General features: G+C 41.5%; 15 protein-coding genes. 7 read left to right on the top strand and 8 right to left on the bottom strand.

The window, feature by feature from the left end; all coding sequences use genetic code 11:
* Positions 1-2 precede the first annotated feature (2 nt).
* The 6 genes from VCA1004_RS12225 to thrS all read right to left on the bottom strand — a co-directional run bounded on the left by VCA1004_RS12225 (position 3) and on the right by thrS (position 6,738).
* A complete protein-coding gene (locus VCA1004_RS12225) occupies positions 3-2,012 on the bottom strand; it encodes a MacB family efflux pump subunit (protein WP_086981366.1) in 2,010 nt (669 codons plus the stop codon).
* A gap of 2 nt (positions 2,013-2,014) precedes the next feature.
* Entirely contained in the window at positions 2,015-3,175 is a 1,161-nt protein-coding gene (locus VCA1004_RS12220) for an efflux RND transporter periplasmic adaptor subunit (RefSeq protein WP_086980733.1), read from the bottom strand.
* A gap of 368 nt (positions 3,176-3,543) precedes the next feature.
* A complete protein-coding gene (rplT, locus tag VCA1004_RS12215) occupies positions 3,544-3,897 on the bottom strand; it encodes a 50S ribosomal protein L20 (protein WP_027695678.1) in 354 nt (117 codons plus the stop codon).
* Positions 3,898-3,934: 37 nt separating this feature from the next.
* Positions 3,935-4,129 carry a 50S ribosomal protein L35 gene (gene rpmI, locus VCA1004_RS12210; protein ID WP_086980731.1) on the bottom strand — a complete coding sequence of 65 codons (195 nt, stop codon included), beginning with the start codon at positions 4,127-4,129 and terminating at the stop codon, positions 3,935-3,937.
* 128 nt (positions 4,130-4,257) lie between these two features.
* Positions 4,258-4,809 (bottom strand): translation initiation factor IF-3, encoded by a 552-nt coding sequence (gene infC / locus VCA1004_RS12205; RefSeq protein WP_086980730.1) that lies wholly within the window; start codon positions 4,807-4,809, stop codon positions 4,258-4,260.
* Positions 4,810-4,812: 3 nt separating this feature from the next.
* Positions 4,813-6,738, bottom strand: coding sequence for a threonine--tRNA ligase (gene thrS, locus VCA1004_RS12200; protein ID WP_086980729.1), 1,926 nt, complete (start codon positions 6,736-6,738; stop codon positions 4,813-4,815).
* 569 nt (positions 6,739-7,307) lie between these two features.
* Here thrS and VCA1004_RS12195 point away from each other — a divergent pair.
* The 3 genes from VCA1004_RS12195 to VCA1004_RS12185 all read left to right on the top strand — a co-directional run bounded on the left by VCA1004_RS12195 (position 7,308) and on the right by VCA1004_RS12185 (position 9,746).
* On the top strand, positions 7,308-7,613 hold the full coding sequence (locus VCA1004_RS12195; RefSeq protein WP_086980728.1) for a hypothetical protein: 306 nt from the start codon (positions 7,308-7,310) through the stop codon (positions 7,611-7,613).
* Between the two features lie 126 nt (positions 7,614-7,739).
* Entirely contained in the window at positions 7,740-8,456 is a 717-nt protein-coding gene (locus tag VCA1004_RS12190; RefSeq protein WP_086980727.1) for a DUF3581 family protein, read from the top strand.
* 327 nt (positions 8,457-8,783) lie between these two features.
* Positions 8,784-9,746 carry a porin gene (locus tag VCA1004_RS12185; protein ID WP_086980726.1) on the top strand — a complete coding sequence of 321 codons (963 nt, stop codon included), beginning with the start codon at positions 8,784-8,786 and terminating at the stop codon, positions 9,744-9,746.
* 263 nt (positions 9,747-10,009) lie between these two features.
* On the opposite strand, the gene ydiJ is transcribed toward VCA1004_RS12185, so the two are convergent.
* Complete coding sequence (gene ydiJ, locus VCA1004_RS12180) at positions 10,010-13,069, bottom strand: D-2-hydroxyglutarate dehydrogenase YdiJ (protein ID WP_086981365.1); 3,060 nt, start codon at positions 13,067-13,069, stop codon at positions 10,010-10,012.
* Positions 13,070-13,344: 275 nt separating this feature from the next.
* Between ydiJ and VCA1004_RS12175 the strand changes: the two genes are divergently transcribed.
* Entirely contained in the window at positions 13,345-14,031 is a 687-nt protein-coding gene (locus VCA1004_RS12175) for a DUF2786 domain-containing protein (protein WP_086980725.1), read from the top strand.
* Between the two features lie 168 nt (positions 14,032-14,199).
* On the top strand, positions 14,200-14,385 hold the full coding sequence (locus tag VCA1004_RS12170) for a hypothetical protein (protein ID WP_086980724.1): 186 nt from the start codon (positions 14,200-14,202) through the stop codon (positions 14,383-14,385).
* Between the two features lie 156 nt (positions 14,386-14,541).
* Here VCA1004_RS12170 and aqpZ read toward each other — a convergent pair whose 3' ends face one another.
* The gene (aqpZ, locus tag VCA1004_RS12165; protein ID WP_086980723.1) at positions 14,542-15,240 is read right to left on the bottom strand and encodes an aquaporin Z; all 699 of its coding nucleotides are present in this window, start codon (positions 15,238-15,240) and stop codon (positions 14,542-14,544) included.
* 328 nt (positions 15,241-15,568) lie between these two features.
* On the opposite strand from aqpZ, the gene VCA1004_RS12160 reads away from it, so the two are divergent.
* Both VCA1004_RS12160 and VCA1004_RS12155 read left to right on the top strand, forming a co-directional pair.
* A complete protein-coding gene (locus VCA1004_RS12160) occupies positions 15,569-15,979 on the top strand; it encodes a hypothetical protein (RefSeq protein WP_086980722.1) in 411 nt (136 codons plus the stop codon).
* Positions 15,980-16,190: 211 nt separating this feature from the next.
* Complete coding sequence (locus VCA1004_RS12155; RefSeq protein ID WP_086980721.1) at positions 16,191-17,294, top strand: phosphoribosylaminoimidazolesuccinocarboxamide synthase; 1,104 nt, start codon at positions 16,191-16,193, stop codon at positions 17,292-17,294.
* Positions 17,295-17,346 lie beyond the last annotated feature (52 nt).

Below are 17,346 nucleotides of genomic sequence, written 5' to 3'. Positions count from 1 at the left end.
TATTAATCTCTTGCTAACGCATCAACAGGATCGAGCTTGGCAGCATTTCTAGCGGGTAAAAAGCCAAAAACAATACCGATTAACGTTGAGCAAACAAAGGCCCACACAATCGATGCAGTTGAATAAATCATTTGGAATCCGCCATCCACATTCGCCAAGATTGCTCCTAAACCAAAGGCTAATGCGATACCTGCAATGCCACCACATAAACACACTAAAATGGCCTCAATTAAAAACTGACGTAAAATATCAATTTGCCTTGCACCAACCGCCATCCGCACCCCAATTTCTTTCGTGCGTTCCGTCACCGAAACCAGCATGATATTCATAACGCCAATCCCGCCGACCACTAAGGAGATCACGGCAATAGACGAAATTAGTAACGTCATCATCGCAGTGGTTTTTTCAATATTTTGTCGAATGGTATCGGTGTTAATCGTAAAGAAGTCTTCGGTACCATGACGCATTTTTAATAAACTGATGATCCCTTGCTCAGCAGCGCTACTAGGCGCATCTTCATCAATGCGCACCGTAATACTATTTAAGTATCGCTGCCCCATCATACGACCCGACATCGTGCTAAATGGTACCCATACTTTGAGGCTATCATTATTACCAAAAGCACTTTCTTTCGGCTGCGTTACCCCAACAATACGCACTGGTAAACGGCCAAGGAAAATCACCTGACCTATCGGATCACTATTGGCAAATAAAGACTGGCGAGTGTTATCATCTATCACCGCTTCTTGCGCAAGCCCATCCACGCTGTCTTGTTGCCAAAACTGCCCTTGAGCAATCTCATAACCTTTTACGCGAAAGTAATCGGCCCCCACTCCTTCAATCGAAGCAGTTACCGCCTCATTAGCATAACGAATAGTGAGACTGTTATTAAGTGACGGTGTCACGCTATCAACATAAGACAATTGCTTAATCGCATTCGCATCATCAGCGGTTAAAGTGCGGACTCGGCCTGAACGTCGATCACCAAAACCTGTACCAGGACGAATATCAATGGTATTAGTTCCCATAGAAGCAATATTGGACAAGACTTGCTGTTGGGTACCATTACCAAGCGCCACTACCGAAACCACCGATGCAATACCAATAATAATGCCTAACATGGTTAAAAATGTTCGCATTCGATGGCTCGACATTGCCAATAAGGCCATTTTTAACGCATCAATAAAACTGTCCCAATGCCACCATTTTGCCGCAGATTGATTTGTAAATTGATTCGTAGATTGCGTTTTTTCAAGTTCAGTGTCAGAGGCAACTTCTACCTGATGGAGCGGAGTTAGTACTGAGTCAGACTCTATTTGTGCTTTCGGTGATGGATTATCCGCAATGATCTCACCATCTTTAATTTCAATAATACGATCGGCAAAATGTGCCACATCCATATCATGTGTTACAAGAATGATGGTATGGCCTTGCTGATGAAGCTCTTTGAGCAGCGCCATCATGTCTTTACCACTTTGACTGTCGAGTGCACCTGTCGGCTCATCCGCCAAGATCACATCACCGCCATTCATTAAGGCACGTGCCACACTGACTCGTTGCTGTTGTCCACCACTCAGTTGATTGGGTTTATGATCAAAACGTTCTTCTAACCCTAAACGTGTCAACAAATGCTGAGCGCGTTGTGCTCGTTGCCCATGAGCTACCCCCGCATACACCGCAGGCACTTCGACATTGCCAACCGCGGTTAAATCACCTAATAAATGATAGCGCTGGAAAATAAAACCAAAATATTCGCGGCGTAATTGCGCCAGCTGATCTTTATCCATCTGTGAGGTATCTTGGCCATTAATCCAATATTGCCCCGAAGAGGGTTGATCCAAACAACCAAGAATATTCATTAAGGTTGATTTACCCGAGCCTGACGCACCAACAATCGCCACCATTTCACCTTGCTGGATCTCAAGGTTCACCTGATGAAGTACAGTGAGCGATTCTTCTCCGCTGATAAAACTACGGCTTAAGTTTGAAATTTTAAGTAGAGGATTCGCCATCATTAAAATCTCATTGGTGGCTTACGGCGACTAGAAAAGCTTGAATCCGATGGCATACCAACCACAATGCGATCGCCTTCTTCTAGTCCGGAAATAATTTCAGCATTCACTTTATTATTGATACCGACTTTGACCGGTTTAAATACTAGGCTATCGCCTTCTAACACTGGCACTTGGAAGCCTTTCTTAGTGCGTTTTAAGACTTGTGCTGGTACAAATAACACATCTTTAGCTTGCTCTAACACGATCGACACTTGCGCCGTCATCCCGATACGTAAGGTCCCATTAGGGTTATCGACATCAAATAGCGCGTTGTAATAGATTGCGTCGCTGTCACTGACAGTTAATTTACTATCATCACCGGTCATGATGGTAGGCCCAGGCTCAATCGCTCGGAGTGTGCCTTTATATTTTTTATTCGGCTGCCCCAAAATTGTAAAATACGCCACCTGCCCCGGATGAACATGAATGACATCCGCTTCAGAAATTTGCGCTTTTACCGTCATGGTATCTAACTGAGCTAACTCAATAATAGTAGGAGTCGTTTGATTGGCATTGACTGTTTGTCCAGCCTCTACTGAGGTGTATACAACTGTACCATCCATAGGGGCACTGATCGTGGTATAGCCTAAGTCGACTTTCGCACTATCAACGTTGATTTTCGCTTTCTCAATCTCAGCTTTTAATTCGGCTAAATCAGCCTGATAAATGGTTAAGTTCGCTTCGGCACTTTCATAATCTGCTCGCGAGCTGGCTTCTGCTGCAAGCATGCCTTTTTGACGTTGATACTCATAATTTGCTTGCTTAATTTGTGCTTGCTTCGCTCGGTATTGAGCATTCAAGCTATCAAGAGAGGCTTGGGCTTCTTTCAAACTATTTTGTTGGGTGAGGCTATCAATTTGCGCAATCAAATCGCCTTGTTTGATTTCATCTCCAAGATTAACGGCTAACTCTTGGATCTGTCCGGATACCTGAGCACCGACATTCACTAGTTTAATCGCTTGCAACATGCCATTAGCAAGCACCGCATTCTCTATGTCCCCTTTACCAACGGGCTCCGTTGCATACGTTGCTACCGGTTTCGCTTGCCCCCAATACATCCAAGCGCCTACCCCAATCACAGGTAACGCCGCCAATAATAGCCATTTTGTTTTAAATTTCATGTCAACAGCAAAAGTTATAAATGATGATTAAGTTATACCGATTCTTCACTCAATCGCCTAGAGCTCGGCGTGTAAAGAAAAGTAAAAGTCATGCCAGATGCCTTTATCGGACCTAAAAAGTCACAAATTTGTGCATTTAACGTAACCACAACCTCACTTATCACTTATCACTTATCACTTATCACTTATCACTTATCACTTATCACTTATCACTTAAATAGCACGCTATTATCTAGCCTTTTAACAAGCAAGGATGATCAGATCATTAGTACGATGGGGGTAAATACGGGGGATCAATATAACCCTAAAAATTGACATAAAAAAAGAGAGCCGAAGCTCTCTTTTTATTTATCTCTAAAACGTTCTAATTAAAGAGCAGCTTTTGCTTTTTCAACTAGTACTGCGAATGCAGCTTTGTCAAATACAGCGATGTCTGCAAGGATCTTACGATCGATTTCAATTGACGCTTTCTTAAGACCGTTGATGAAACGGCTGTAAGATAGACCATTTTGACGTGCAGCAGCGTTGATACGTGCAATCCATAATTGACGGAATGTACGTTTCTTGTTGCGACGGTCACGGTATGCGTATTGACCAGCTTTAGTTACTGCTTGGAAAGCTACGCGGTAAACACGTGAACGTGCTCCGTAGTAACCTTTAGCTTGTTTTAGAACTTTCTTATGACGTGCACGAGCTTGTACACCACGTTTTACGCGAGGCATTATGTCTCTCCTAAACTATTAAATAAACTATAAAGAATTAAGCGTATGGAAGCATACGAACAACTGCAGCCACTTCACATTTAGGAAGGATTGCGTTTGGACGAAGCTGACGCTTGTTCTTAGTAGTACGTTTAGTCAGGATATGACGCTTCGTTGCGTGCTTAAATTTAAAGCCGCCACCAGTTTTTTTGAAACGCTTTGCAGCGCCTCGGTTTGATTTCATCTTAGGCATGATGAATAAACTCCGCATTGTATGTATTAAAATATGTTAATAAACATACTGGTTAATATTATGTAATTAGGGCGAATAAAACCCCACCACCCGAAAGCGGCGAGGTCTATTACTTGCAAAGCCTGTAATTACTTCTTCTTAGGGGCCAACACCATGATCATTTGGCGACCTTCTATACGCGTTGGGAAAGATTCAACCACTGCTAACTCATCAGTGTCCACTTTCAAACGGTTTAGAACGTCTACGCCAATTTCTTGGTGAGCCATTTCACGGCCACGGAAGCGAATAGTTACTTTCACTTTGTTGCCGTCTTCAAGGAAACGCGTCAGGTTGCGTAGTTTTACCTGATAGTCTCCGATATCAGTTCCAGGACGGAATTTAACTTCCTTAATCTGAACCTGCTTTTGCTTTTTCTTCTGCTCTTTAGCAGCTTTGCTCTTTTCAAAGAGGAATTTACCATAGTCCATCACACGACAGACTGGTGGTTCAGCATTTGGACTGATTTCAACTAAGTCCATACCAGCTTCAACAGCCGCTTCCATCGCTTCGTTAATGGTAACGATACCAACGGCTTCGCCGTCTGCACCAGTTAAGCGTACTTCTTTAACGCCACGAATTTCATCGTTTAAACGATGCTGGTTTTGCTTGGCCGGTTGTTGGCCTTTTCTTCCGCCTTTAATAGGTTATTCCTCCAGATTGAGCTTACGGCTTGAAACGTCGGCGTGAAGATAAGAAATGAAATCTTCAACTTTGAATTTACCTAAGTCCTTGCCTTTTCGTGTACGTACTGCAATTTCGCCGGCTTCCATTTCTTGGTCACCACAGACAAGCATGTAAGGTACACGTTTTAAAGTGTGTTCGCGGATTTTAAAGCCAATCTTCTCATTTCTCAAGTCTGCTTTTACTTTAAAACCAGATTTTTGTAGTTTTTGAGTGATTTCCTGAACATAATCCGCTTGTTTATCGGTAATTCCCATGATCACAGCTTGCTCAGGTGCTAACCATGTTGGGAAGAAACCGGCATATTCTTCGATTAAAATACCGATGAAGCGTTCTAATGACCCTAGAATAGCACGGTGAATCATAACTGGCACTAAACGTTCGTTATTTTCACCTACATAAGTTGCACCTAAACGGCCTGGTAGGTTGAAATCAAGCTGAACAGTACCACATTGCCATGCACGGTCTAGGCAGTCATGTAGAGTAAATTCAATTTTCGGGCCATAGAATGCACCTTCACCTTCTTGGATTTCGTATGGGATATCCATCGATTCCAAAGCCAGTTTTAAGTCACTTTCTGATTTATCCCAAATTTCATCTGAACCAACACGTTGTTCTGGACGAGTCGATAATTTTACGACGATGTTGTCAAAACCAAAGGTATTGTACACGTCATAAACCATCTTGATGCATTGCTTCACTTCATCCTGAATTTGGTCTTCAGTACAGAAAATGTGGGCGTCATCTTGAGTAAAGCCACGAACACGCATGATACCATGTAATGCACCCGATGGCTCATTACGGTGACAAGAACCAAACTCAGCCATGCGTAATGGAAGATCACGGTACGATTTCAAACCTTGGTTAAAGATTTGTACGTGACCTGGACAGTTCATTGGTTTAATTGCGTATTCACGGTTCTCAGAAGACGTTGTGAACATTGCTTCAGCGTATTTATCCCAGTGACCAGAGCGTTCCCAAAGCACGCGGTCCATCATCAGCGGACCTTTTACTTCTTGGTAATCATATTCGGTCAGCTTTTCACGAACAAAAACTTCAAGTTCACGGAAAATAGACCAACCATTATGATGCCAGAACACCATACCCGGTGCTTCTTGTTGCATATGGAATAAATCTAAATGTTTACCAATTTTACGGTGATCACGCTTTGCGGCTTCTTCTAGACGAACAAGATGCTCTTTTAATTGCTTCTTATCTGCAAAGGCAGTGCCGTAAATACGTTGCAGCATTTTATTGTCGCTGTTACCACGCCAGTAAGCACCTGCTACATTTAACAAAGTAAAGTGTTGGCAGAAACTCATGTTTGGGACGTGTGGACCACGACACATATCGATATATTCTTCATGATGATATAAACCTGGGCGATCATCGCGCGCCACATTCTCATCAAGAATTTCAATTTTGTAGCTTTCTCCACGTGATTCAAAAGTATCACGCGCTTCTTGCCAGCTTACTTTCTTCTTAACAACTTGATATTTGGTTTTCGCAAGTTCTTTCATGCGCTTTTCAATCGCATCCAAATCTTCTTGCGTTAAAGAATGCTCAAGATCGATATCATAATAGAAGCCTTTATCGATCGTTGGACCAATCGCCATTTTCGCTTCAGGGAAAAGTTGCTTAATCGCATGACCTAGCAAGTGAGCACAAGAGTGACGAATGATTTCTAAACCATCTTCATCTTTCGCAGTAATGATTTCTAAACTCGCATCATTTTCAATTAAATCACACGCATCAACACGGTTGCCATCCACACGACCAGCGATCGTTGCTTTAGCAAGACCAGGACCGATAGATAAAGCTACATCCATAGTTGATACAGGGTTGTCGAATTGGCGAGTACTGCCATCAGGAAGAGTAATTACAGGCATGATAAATCCTATTTCCAGTGGTGCCACATACCAAGTAGCACATGAGAGTAGAACTTTTACTTACATCAGGGTAAATAAAAGGATAAAAAATATTTCAACTTTAACGAGCATTTCGGTACTAATCGACATGTCATCGTCAAAGAAAGGAGGTTATTCTAAAGAAATTGAACAAAATTGAAAGGCATACTGGCAAATAATCTCAATAAACCACATTGAAAGACCCATTTTTTATAAAACCATGCCAGTGACAAGCTCTGAATCGTCTAGAAATATTCATATCTTTCTGAATAAATTGTATTTAATTTAAAGACTCAAAGAGCCTCGATATAAAAAAATTCAATATAAACAATAAGAACACTGGAGAAGGTGAGATTCATTGTCTAAAGTATAGAGTAGATGAGCTTTTAATATTTTCAGCGCTATCTACTGTCTATCCTGGTTAAACCTAAGAATAAATGAATAATCATAGTACCTACCCATGAAATCCAACGAAACATAATGGCATGGTAACAAGGATAAGTGAAAGTCGTTCAACTCAAGGTTCGTTCGATAACGCAAGGAATGTAATTATGGTCAGCGCTAAAGAGTTCGCCATATGGCTAAAAGATAAGTTTTTACATGAGAGGCAAGGCATCACCCTGACTCGTCGTGATATTAATAAATTGACGGGTAGGCAAGGTTTTAGCCTTAGTTTTGTAAATGATACCCATTATGAGCTCATGCGCTATGGGATTGCTTTTGTCACCGATACCGCTCGAGAAAACTTCTATCTCATTCCTATCAAAGATTGCAAACATTGGCGTGCTGCATTGGACAGTCAATTCGAGAAAGAGCTGTACTGCAACATTTACCCTATCGAACGTTCATCTGGCTAACTTACTCACATAATTGAATAAATTTTTATTATTTTAGATATAGATAGTATTTATTTTCACTGGACTGACCAATTAACCACGATTGTCATATATAATCGCGGCTGTTTTTTCTATTAATAGTGACTTATGTTTTTATCATCATACTACTCAAGCCAAGATAATGCGTTTCAATTCACTCGCCAACAAGCAAGTCATTTTGCTAAAAAAGTCGCGAAGGATTTCAATCATATCCACGATGAAGACAGTAAGCGTTTCTGTGTTCCAGGCGATCTTTTGTTTGCGGTTTTACTGCAACAAGAAGGCATCAGCCAAAAAATGAGTTTCCGTTTTTCGGGTATGGTGTCAGAAGGCATCTCTTTATCTATTGAAGAAAAAGATTCGCACAATAGCGCAGTGATTGATGAAAATGGTAAAGAATACCTACACATGCAACATGAAGGTGAAGTGAATCAAGACCAAAACTTCATTGAACACGTCGTCACCAATTATGTTCAATTTTCAGGTATGAACTTCCCTCACATCATGGTTCCTCTCATGCAAGAGAAACAAATGATGATCAATACTCAACGTCCTCTGGTTATTTATGAAAGCATGGATATCGAGTTTTGCCGTATGAACCTGACCCACCCAGAAGTAGCGTTTACAGGAGCGACATTTGATATTACGGGTAAACGTGGTGTGGTGACGCTCAACTTTGACTTTAAAGAAGATGGCGAAGTCGTCGGTAAAGGTGTGAAGAAAATGGTCGCGAGCGGATTACGTCCATACGTTCAAGAAGACGTTGATGATTTAGTCTACCGCTTTAATGCACGTAAAGAAGCGTTTCTTGCTCAGCATAGTTAGTCACCACTACATTATTGATTAATCATACCGCTTGAAAGCGTCAATAGCCCCTATTGGCGCTTTTCGTTTATAAAAGAAGTTAATTGTAGAATAACTATTTATCGAAAATTTTAACCTTGTTCCCAGCCTTTTTCCTACGCACTTTCTGAGCATTTCATTAGCATATTGATATAATTTTAAGTGACTTATATCACACTTTTTAAGCAACAATCTTCATTAACTAAAACGTCACACAACAGACACTTATTTTTCATATTTCTATCCTAGAGTACTTCCAACACCAAGAAGACACGTAAGTCTCTAATTTAAAATAATAGGATTTAAACAATGAAAAAAGCAGTTATCGCGACATCCATTTTAGCCGCAATGGTATCGACATCTTCTCTGGCAGCAACAGTCTATAAAGATGACTCTTCTGAGCTAAAAATTGGTGGCCGTGCCGAAGCACGTTTCAATATTTCTGATAATAATGAAAAATATGATGACAGTGGTGAGAAAACTGATAGTGCTTTTGACGATAAAAGTCGTGCGCGTCTCAGCATTTCAGGTGACACTAAAATTACTGATAGCCTAACGGGGTTTGGTAAATACGAAAACGAAGTAAGTGATAGCACAGATATTAAAACTCGTTATCTATTCGGTGGTATCGGCACTAAAATCGGTGATTTTTCTTATGGTAAGCAAGATACTGCTTTAGTGATGATCACCGATTTCACCGATACCATGGCAACATTTGGTGCTGATGCTGATGGAGCTATGAATGATATCGTTCGTGCAGGCGCAGACAAACAAGAAAACAACTTTGCCTACTCAGGTGCATTTGGTGGCCTAACAGTCGGTGCCAACTACCTTGCAGGCGAAGATGCCGATTCAGATCAATATGCTATTGCTGGTAAATATTCTCTTGATTTTGGTTTAGACCTAGCGGTGGGTTACGCTGGTGGTAAACAAGATAATGTGGATGTAAACCAAGTTGATGTGGGTGCGCAATACGCGATTTCAAACTTCACTTTCGGTGCCTTATATGAGTGGACATCAAGCGATGATGACACTGTTGGTGATAACGATGGTCTAGAATTCTCAGCACAATATAAGCTCGACCAGTGGACATTCGTTGGTGTGTATAACTACGCCACAACAAACGACGGTGAAGATGATGCCGTTGATAACGTAGCCGTTGAAGCCGTGTACAAGTTCAACAAGAACCTACGCACTTACGCTGGATACAAATTTGAAATGATTGATGATCAAGATGACCAAGTTCAAGCGGGTATCCGTTACGACTTCTAATCTCAGTTGATGCACTCTTCAACGAAATAGTGCAAAACGAATAAACAAAAAGGCCTAAATCATTATGAGGATTTAGGCCTTATTATTTTCTCAGCGATTGTGACTGATTTGACGGTTTGTTTTATAGTTAACGGCTTTTTTTATGATTAACGACTGATTTATCGCTAATGGTTCAGATCATATATCTAAACCTTATGTCCCATCAAATTAGAATAAAGCCATAAATTCGAGAGCAACCAATACACTAGGTGTAATCTAACCGCTTAATATTCATCAAGTAAACTCAGCAAAGCTTGTAATGGATGTTTAGGCTTTATACCTTCAAAACGTTTCACTTGGCTACGGCACGAATAGCCTGTCACCAAACAACGTTCTTTATCCAGTCGGTTTAAATTTGGCTGCCAGCTCAGCTGATAAATCCCTTGTGACATCTCAAATTTATCCGCTTCATGGCCAAAGGTGCCCGCCATGCCACAACAGCCTACCGGAATTGAAGTCAATGTCGCTCCAAAGTGGCTGAAGATCGCTCCCCATTGCTTCTCCGAGTTAGGCAACTTCGTTTTCTCAGTACAATGTGAAAACAGATACCAAGGAGAAGAATCTGCTTTGGCTGAATATTTAAACGATGATAAGTTCGGTTGCAGCCATTCATGTACGCTCAACACCTCAAAACTCTGCGCTTTTTCACCTAACACTTCGCGATATTCATCGCGGTAACAAAGTACTGTCGCCGGATCAACTCCCACCATAGGGATCTTCAAATCGGCAATTTGGGTGAGAAACTCAGCGGTTGAAGTGGCAGTTTGAGCAAATTGTTTTAAGAAGCCTTTAATATGTTGTGCTTTTCCATTCGGTTTAAATGGCAATACAACCGGTTTCTTACCTAGTTTCACCGCTAAGTCGACAAAGTCATAAACCACATCAGCATCATAATAGGTGGTAAATGGATCTTGTACGATTAACAAATAATCTTTGCGTTTTTCATCCGATAAAGATTGCAATTGAGACAAGCTGAAACGGCTATCCCACAATTGATCGCTTAACGCCTGTTTTAACGTCGGTACCGATAATAACGGAGTATCAATATAGCCAATTGTCTTTTTCGTGAGTGACTGAACCCAGCGCATTGCCAATATGCCATTGACTACTTTGGGAGCGGTTGCCATCAGCGGTAGCAAGCTTTCAATATTGCCCACTAAATAATCTTTCGCCGGACGTTGATAGCGAGTGTAATAAACATTTAAAAAGCGAGCACGAAATGATGGGACATCGACATTAATCGGGCATTGACTGGCACAAGCTTTACAAGCCAAACAGCCATTGAGCGCTTCAAATACTTCATGGGAGAAATCGTATTCATCTTTTTTGTTTAAGCTATGGCGGATGCGGTCAATCATGGTTTTGATCGAGGTTGATTGATGCAAGGCGGTTTCTTCTAAATCCAGAATATCCACCCCACTGGCGGTCAATTGACGTAACCATTCCCGAACTAAGCCCGCACGGCCTTTTGGCGAATGGCGGCGATCGGCGGTGATTTTCATCGATGGACACATCGGAGAGTTCACATCATAGTTAAAACATAGGCCATTACCATTACATTCCATTGCTTGTCTAAAGCTATCACGTACCGTGACTGGAATTTGACGGTCATAAAACGCTCGTTTGGTATCCGACACTTTCACCAATTCATCTTGACTCTCTATTGGCGTACAGATCTTACCTGGATTCATTTTATTTAAGGGATCAAACGCTGCCTTCACACGGCGCAATTGGGTAAATAACTGCTCACCGAAAAATTCAGGGCCATATTCAGAGCGATAACCTTTACCATGTTCGCCCCACATCAAGCCGCCATATTTAGCTACTAATTTAACGACTTCATCAGACACTTGATGCATCATTTTTTCTTGTTCAGGATCACATAAATCCAAAGCAGGACGTACGTGCAATACACCGGCATCCACATGGCCAAACATGCCGTAGTTGAGCTGTTTTTCATCTAATAACGCACGGAACTCCACAATAAAATCGGCCAAGTTCTCTGGCGGCACACAAGTGTCTTCAGCAAAAGCAATCGGCTTAGCTCGACCTTTAGCTCCGCCCAATAAACCCACCGCTTTTTTGCGCATGTTATAGATTTTATTGATGCTATCAAGATCATGACACACTTGAAAGCCGATGATTCCACCGTCTTCTGTTTCCAATTGCTTATCTAGTTGCGCGACCAACGCCTGTACTTGTTGAGTTACTTCATTGGTGTCTTGCCCAGCAAACTCTACAATATTGATGCCCTGCATTTCTTTACCAGGAACATCGGTAATAAGATCGCTAACGGTATGCCAAACGATATCTTGTTTAGCTAGGTTCAATACTTTCGAATCCACGGTTTCTACCGATAAGGCTTGCGCTTGCACCATCAAAGGCGCACTGCGCAATGCTGAATCAAAAGAATTGTATTTAATATTTACCAAAGAACGGGCTTTCGGGATCGGAGTCAAATTCAACTTAGCTTCGGTAATAAACGCTAAGGAACCTTCGGCCCCACATAACACCCGTCCCAAGTCAAACACACCATGTTCATCTTCAGTAAAAGATAAGGCATTTTTGAGATCATAACCGGTTAAAAAGCGATTCAACGGTGGAAATTTAGCTTCTATTGCCGCGCGATTTTCTCGACAAATCTGCTCGGTCATTTGGTAAGCGTGTAAGGCAAAGCTGCCTAATTCAGGCTGACCTTGAGAACCATCAGTTTCGTACATTGATCCATCAGCAAACACCGCTTGTAATGACAGAACATGATCCGAGGTTTTACCATATTTTAAAGAACCTTGACCTGACGCATCGGTATTCACCATACCACCAATGGTCGCGCGGTTACTGGTCGACAAATCGGGTGAGAAAAAGAACCCATAAGGACGTACTGCATCATTCAGTTGATCTTTAACAACCCCAGATTGCACCCGAACCCAGCCTTCCGCTTCATTCACTTCGAGTACTTTATTCATGTGGCGAGACATATCCACCACAATACCTTTCGTTAAGGATTGACCATTTGTGCCCGTACCGCCCCCACGAGGTGAAAAGGTAATGGTGGCGTATTTTTCTTGTGAACCAATACGACCAATCAGTTGAACATCTTGATTATCTTTAGGAAGTACAACGGCTTGAGGAAGCTGTTGATATACACTGTTATCCGTTGCAACCGCCAAACGACTGGCATAGGTTTGCTCAATATCACCACGAAAGCCCTGAGCTTGTAGTTCATCAAGATATTGGCTGACTAACGTATCAACATCATATCTTTGAGGTAAACTAGGCAAAATGTGACGAGATGAAGAAGTTTTCGAAGGTGGGTTATTTGATATCATTCGTTTCCGTGCCCTTAAAACGCCGATCCCTCAGCTAGCTATATTTCATTTGAATCCCATCACTTTACCTTATTTCAATCAGGCTGAGGAGTAGAAAATGAGGCTTACTTCAGTACAAATCTTCAAATTTATTTTGTGAAGCTCACCACTATCGTTCTCCTTTCTAACCAACCCGAAAAACGGTAGAATACGCGGCTCACTATTTTACTCAGTAGATTGTCAGAATATTAATGGATAAACAAAAAGCCCTTAAAAAAATTGCTAAATGTCTAGAGCTTGGTAGTTCAGCCAATGTCAATGAAGCGGCGCAAGCTATCAAAATGGCTCATCGCCTCATGTTGAAGTATGGCCTAGACAAGGACGATATTGATTTCATTAAACTGGGTAAAACACAATCAAGCCACTTACTCCCAGCCAATATTAGCTCGAATCTCTTGCGCGTCATTCGCGGTATTAATACCCGTTTCGGGGTAGAGGCAGTGTTACTTAATCATAAAGGCTTAAAACGGGTTGAATTTATTGGTGAGGCCGATCGCGCGATTTTTGCCGCTTTTGCCTTTGATATCATTTATCGTGAAATGAACGAGCAAACCGGCCAATTCCGAAATAGTTTTTCGGGCACAGGCACCTCCAGCGCAGAAGTCACTCGCCGGGTAAATTCATTTTTATCTGGTTGGATTGAAGGCGCACTTGAAAAACTACCGTTGATTGCCCCTGATGATAACTCGGCACAAAAGATCAATAACTACATTGATAAAGAGTTTCAAAATGTCGACCGAGAAACCTTTAAACAACAACTTCGTGAAGCCATGAAAAACTTTACCGACGATTATGAAGTAGGTTTAAAGAAAGGCCGCCGAGTCTCTGTAAACCGCCCTATTGATGGTGAAGCAGAAAGAAAACGTCTGAAAAAATAATCATGTCATTGCCTGAATTCTTTTGAACATTCAGGCAATCGATTACGCTTATTTTATTATTTAAGAATGTGAACAAGCCCACATTCCCCCATGTAATTCCATTCGAAAGTCTTGCTGTTGTTAGCTAAACTGCTTGCGTTAAAACTCTGATTAATCATAGGAAACAAAATGGAAAGTACACATGGTACTTGCGATTGGTGTAAACAATTTGCAAGTCAGTTAGTTAAATTTGAATATCTCGACGGCGTTAGCCATCATTCTTGCCCTCAATGCCATGATTTTGCACGTTTAGACGTAAGACAATTTAACCTTGCAGAACAAGCACTAAGAGATAAGCAATCCAAATTGAAATAACGACCTTTCCATTATCTTTTTAGACTCTTCCCTTTGAGATAAAAAAAGGCGCTGAATATTTCAGCGCCTTTCCTTTTATGAACAACTATTATATCAATCACACTACTTAGATGGTCAGATAGTTAGTACGACTGGTAATAGTTAGTACGATTGGTATTAGGCATTTTCTGCTTTTTCACAACCAATAAAACGGTACGCAATAGCGCCTAAAATTGCACCAATAATCGGCGCAACCCAGAATAGCCATAATTGAGAGGTTGCCCAATCACCTACATAAACCGCTACCGCTGTACTACGTGCAGGGTTAACCGAAGTATTGGTAACTGGGATAGAAATTAAGTGAATCAAAGTCAAACATAAACCAATCGCAATAGGTGCAAATCCGGCAGGTGCACGTTTGTCAGTTGCACCAAGAATAACGATCAAGAACATCATAGTCAGTACCACTTCCGTGACTAAAGCGGCAGTCATGGAGTAACCACCTGGTGAATGCTCACCAAATCCATTCGAAGCAAAGCCCGCCGACACATCAAATCCAGCCTGACCAGAAGCGATCACATACAGCACACCACCAGCGATAATCCCACCTACTACTTGAGCAATAATGTAAGGTAAAAGTTGATTAGCAGGGAAACGACCACCAGCCCATAAGCCGATAGAAACCGCAGGGTTTAAATGACAGCCAGAAATGTGCCCAATCGCAAAAGCCATGGTTAATACAGTTAAACCAAACGCTAGGGACACACCAACAAAACCGATACCTAGATCCGGAAAGCCAGCAGCAAGTACCGCACTACCACAACCCCCAAGAACTAGCCAAAACGTACCGAAACATTCCGCTAAATATTTATTCATGTTTTCATTCCTATGAATTTATGACTCAAAGATCACATCACCTTTGAGAGACCTAAGTTAGAAACGAGCCAGAACTCGTTACCAACAGGAGTTGCATAAACGAAATACTACCTTATTTATGCTTTTCTTCTTATTGCTTTGCCCTACTCATTAAATCTCTATTTTTTAACAAGTTATGAACCATTTAATCTTACAACAGATTTTTTAAACGGCAAATGAAAAGTGATGACAATCACAGTAGATAATAATTTAATCAATAAATGCTTGAACTATCGCCACAGAAAAACTACTGTATATGCACACAGTATGGATGTATGGACAGTTATTTATGTTTATTCACAATGTCGCTTTACCTCAGCAATCGCATGCACCACACGCTTGTAATGACGATACATTCTCAATAAGTCACCCACTGTTTTCACGATTATCAATGCTATCTCAGCGTCCAAGTTGGTTATTATTTACCGCGGGGGCGACATTACCGACCACCTTAGAGTTAAATGCCTATGGCATCGACCCACGCAAAGTTGTCAAAATAAAAGCATCTAACTCAATGACGGAAAAAGAAATCATCATCAAAGCGCTGTACGCTCAAAATGCCAGCGCTATCGTCGCTAGCGATCAATTTTCCATCCGCGACAAACAAGAATTGAGCGACCTAGCTAAACAAAGCCAGTGTGAGCTGTTCTTTATGAGCCATTCAATACAACAAACGTTAATGCGCCGTCATTTACACTAATCAATCTCGCTTAACGCATTAGCTGATTTGCCGATGAGAACACAAAGAGGCTGCAATGAGCTATACCTACTTCGCTTATTTATGCAAAATAAAGTTTATGGCAAACGTTTGCTTTTTCTCTGGAAGGCAGTGAGTAAGTTCTGCTATTATGCCACTTTCTAGCATGAAAGGCGTTCATGCCACGTTAATATAGCCTAGTAGGAAAATGGAAATGAGCATTGCAAATCAAGTTCTTGCCGTGAATGATGATCTTCCCATCCGTACTGATAAACCCGTTCATAGCGGTAAAGTACGTTCTGTATATTGGTTAACCGCAGAAGACAGCCGTCGACTGATCCAACAAAAAGGCTACGATGTTGCAGAAGATGCGCCTCTCGCCATCATGGTGATCAGTGACCGCATTTCGGCCTTTGATTGTATCTGGCATGGCGAAGGTGGATTACAAGGCGTACCAGGTAAAGGCGCGGCACTCAATGCTATTTCAAACCACTGGTTTCAACTCTTTAAAGACAATCACCTTGCCGATAGCCACATCCTTGATATCCCTCATCCATTTATTTGGATCGTACAAAAAGCTCGCCCAGTCATGATTGAAGCGATTTGCCGTCAATACATCACTGGCTCAATGTGGCGAGCTTATGAAAAAGGCGAGCGCGAATTTTGTGGCATTGCTTTACCTGAAGGTTTAGAAAAAGATAAAGCTTTACCTGAGTTACTGATGACCCCCTCCACCAAAGGAATTTTAAAAGGGATTCCTAATGTCCCAGAAGCCGATGATGTCAATGTCTCTCGTCAGGATATTGAAGCCAATTTTGCGGCGTTTAATTTTTCTAAAGCCGCCGATATTGCTCATTATGAAAAGCTTTTAAAAGAAGGCTTTAAAGTGATCAGCGAAGCGCTTGATAAGGTTGATCAAATCTTCGTAGACACCAAGTTTGAGTTTGGTTATGTCAACGATGCCGCCGGCAATGAAAAACTCATCTACATGGATGAAGTAGGAACGCCAGACTCTTCACGTATTTGGGATAAGAGCGAATATCAACAAGGCCGTATAGTTGAAAACTCAAAAGAAGGCTTCCGTCAATTCTTGCTCAACTACTTCCCAGACCCGGATATTCTGCTCAACAAAAACCTCATGGATGAACGTTTTGCCTTAGCCAAAAATAACGCCTTACCACAACAAGAGATTATGAAAATATCAGAAACTTACTTAGGTATTGCTGAAAAGATTACTGGTAAAAAAATCGAATTAAGTGCTAATCCTAAGCAAGAAATTATTGATATTTTACGCCAAGATTACGACTTAATTGTCTAAGTTCGATGCTGGCTCAAAACTGATGTGTGGTCTCCACGCTGAACGAACCTAA

The organism is Vibrio aphrogenes (genome assembly GCF_002157735.2).
In the GTDB taxonomy this organism is placed as follows: Bacteria; Pseudomonadota; Gammaproteobacteria; order Enterobacterales; family Vibrionaceae; genus Vibrio; species Vibrio aphrogenes.
The sequence above is the reverse complement of the archived record's forward strand: the minus strand, read 5'-3'. Positions and strand labels throughout refer to the sequence as shown.

What these genes read in the sequence shown, in the direction of transcription:
- VCA1004_RS12225 (WP_086981366.1), bottom strand. Translation starts at nt 2,012, where the DNA reads ATGGCGAATCCTCTACTTAAAATTTCAAACTTAAGCCGTAGTTTTATC.
- VCA1004_RS12220 (WP_086980733.1), bottom strand. Translation starts at nt 3,175, where the DNA reads ATGAAATTTAAAACAAAATGGCTATTATTGGCGGCGTTACCTGTGATT.
- rplT (WP_027695678.1), bottom strand. Translation starts at nt 3,897, where the DNA reads ATGCCTCGCGTAAAACGTGGTGTACAAGCTCGTGCACGTCATAAGAAA.
- rpmI (WP_086980731.1), bottom strand. Translation starts at nt 4,129, where the DNA reads ATGCCTAAGATGAAATCAAACCGAGGCGCTGCAAAGCGTTTCAAAAAA.
- thrS (WP_086980729.1), bottom strand. Translation starts at nt 6,738, where the DNA reads ATGCCTGTAATTACTCTTCCTGATGGCAGTACTCGCCAATTCGACAAC.
- VCA1004_RS12195 (WP_086980728.1), top strand. Translation starts at nt 7,308, where the DNA reads ATGGTCAGCGCTAAAGAGTTCGCCATATGGCTAAAAGATAAGTTTTTA.
- VCA1004_RS12190 (WP_086980727.1), top strand. Translation starts at nt 7,740, where the DNA reads ATGTTTTTATCATCATACTACTCAAGCCAAGATAATGCGTTTCAATTC.
- VCA1004_RS12185 (WP_086980726.1), top strand. Translation starts at nt 8,784, where the DNA reads ATGAAAAAAGCAGTTATCGCGACATCCATTTTAGCCGCAATGGTATCG.
- VCA1004_RS12175 (WP_086980725.1), top strand. Translation starts at nt 13,345, where the DNA reads ATGGATAAACAAAAAGCCCTTAAAAAAATTGCTAAATGTCTAGAGCTT.
- VCA1004_RS12170 (WP_086980724.1), top strand. Translation starts at nt 14,200, where the DNA reads ATGGAAAGTACACATGGTACTTGCGATTGGTGTAAACAATTTGCAAGT.
- aqpZ (WP_086980723.1), bottom strand. Translation starts at nt 15,240, where the DNA reads ATGAATAAATATTTAGCGGAATGTTTCGGTACGTTTTGGCTAGTTCTT.
- VCA1004_RS12160 (WP_086980722.1), top strand. Translation starts at nt 15,569, where the DNA reads ATGTTTATTCACAATGTCGCTTTACCTCAGCAATCGCATGCACCACAC.
- VCA1004_RS12155 (WP_086980721.1), top strand. Translation starts at nt 16,191, where the DNA reads ATGAGCATTGCAAATCAAGTTCTTGCCGTGAATGATGATCTTCCCATC.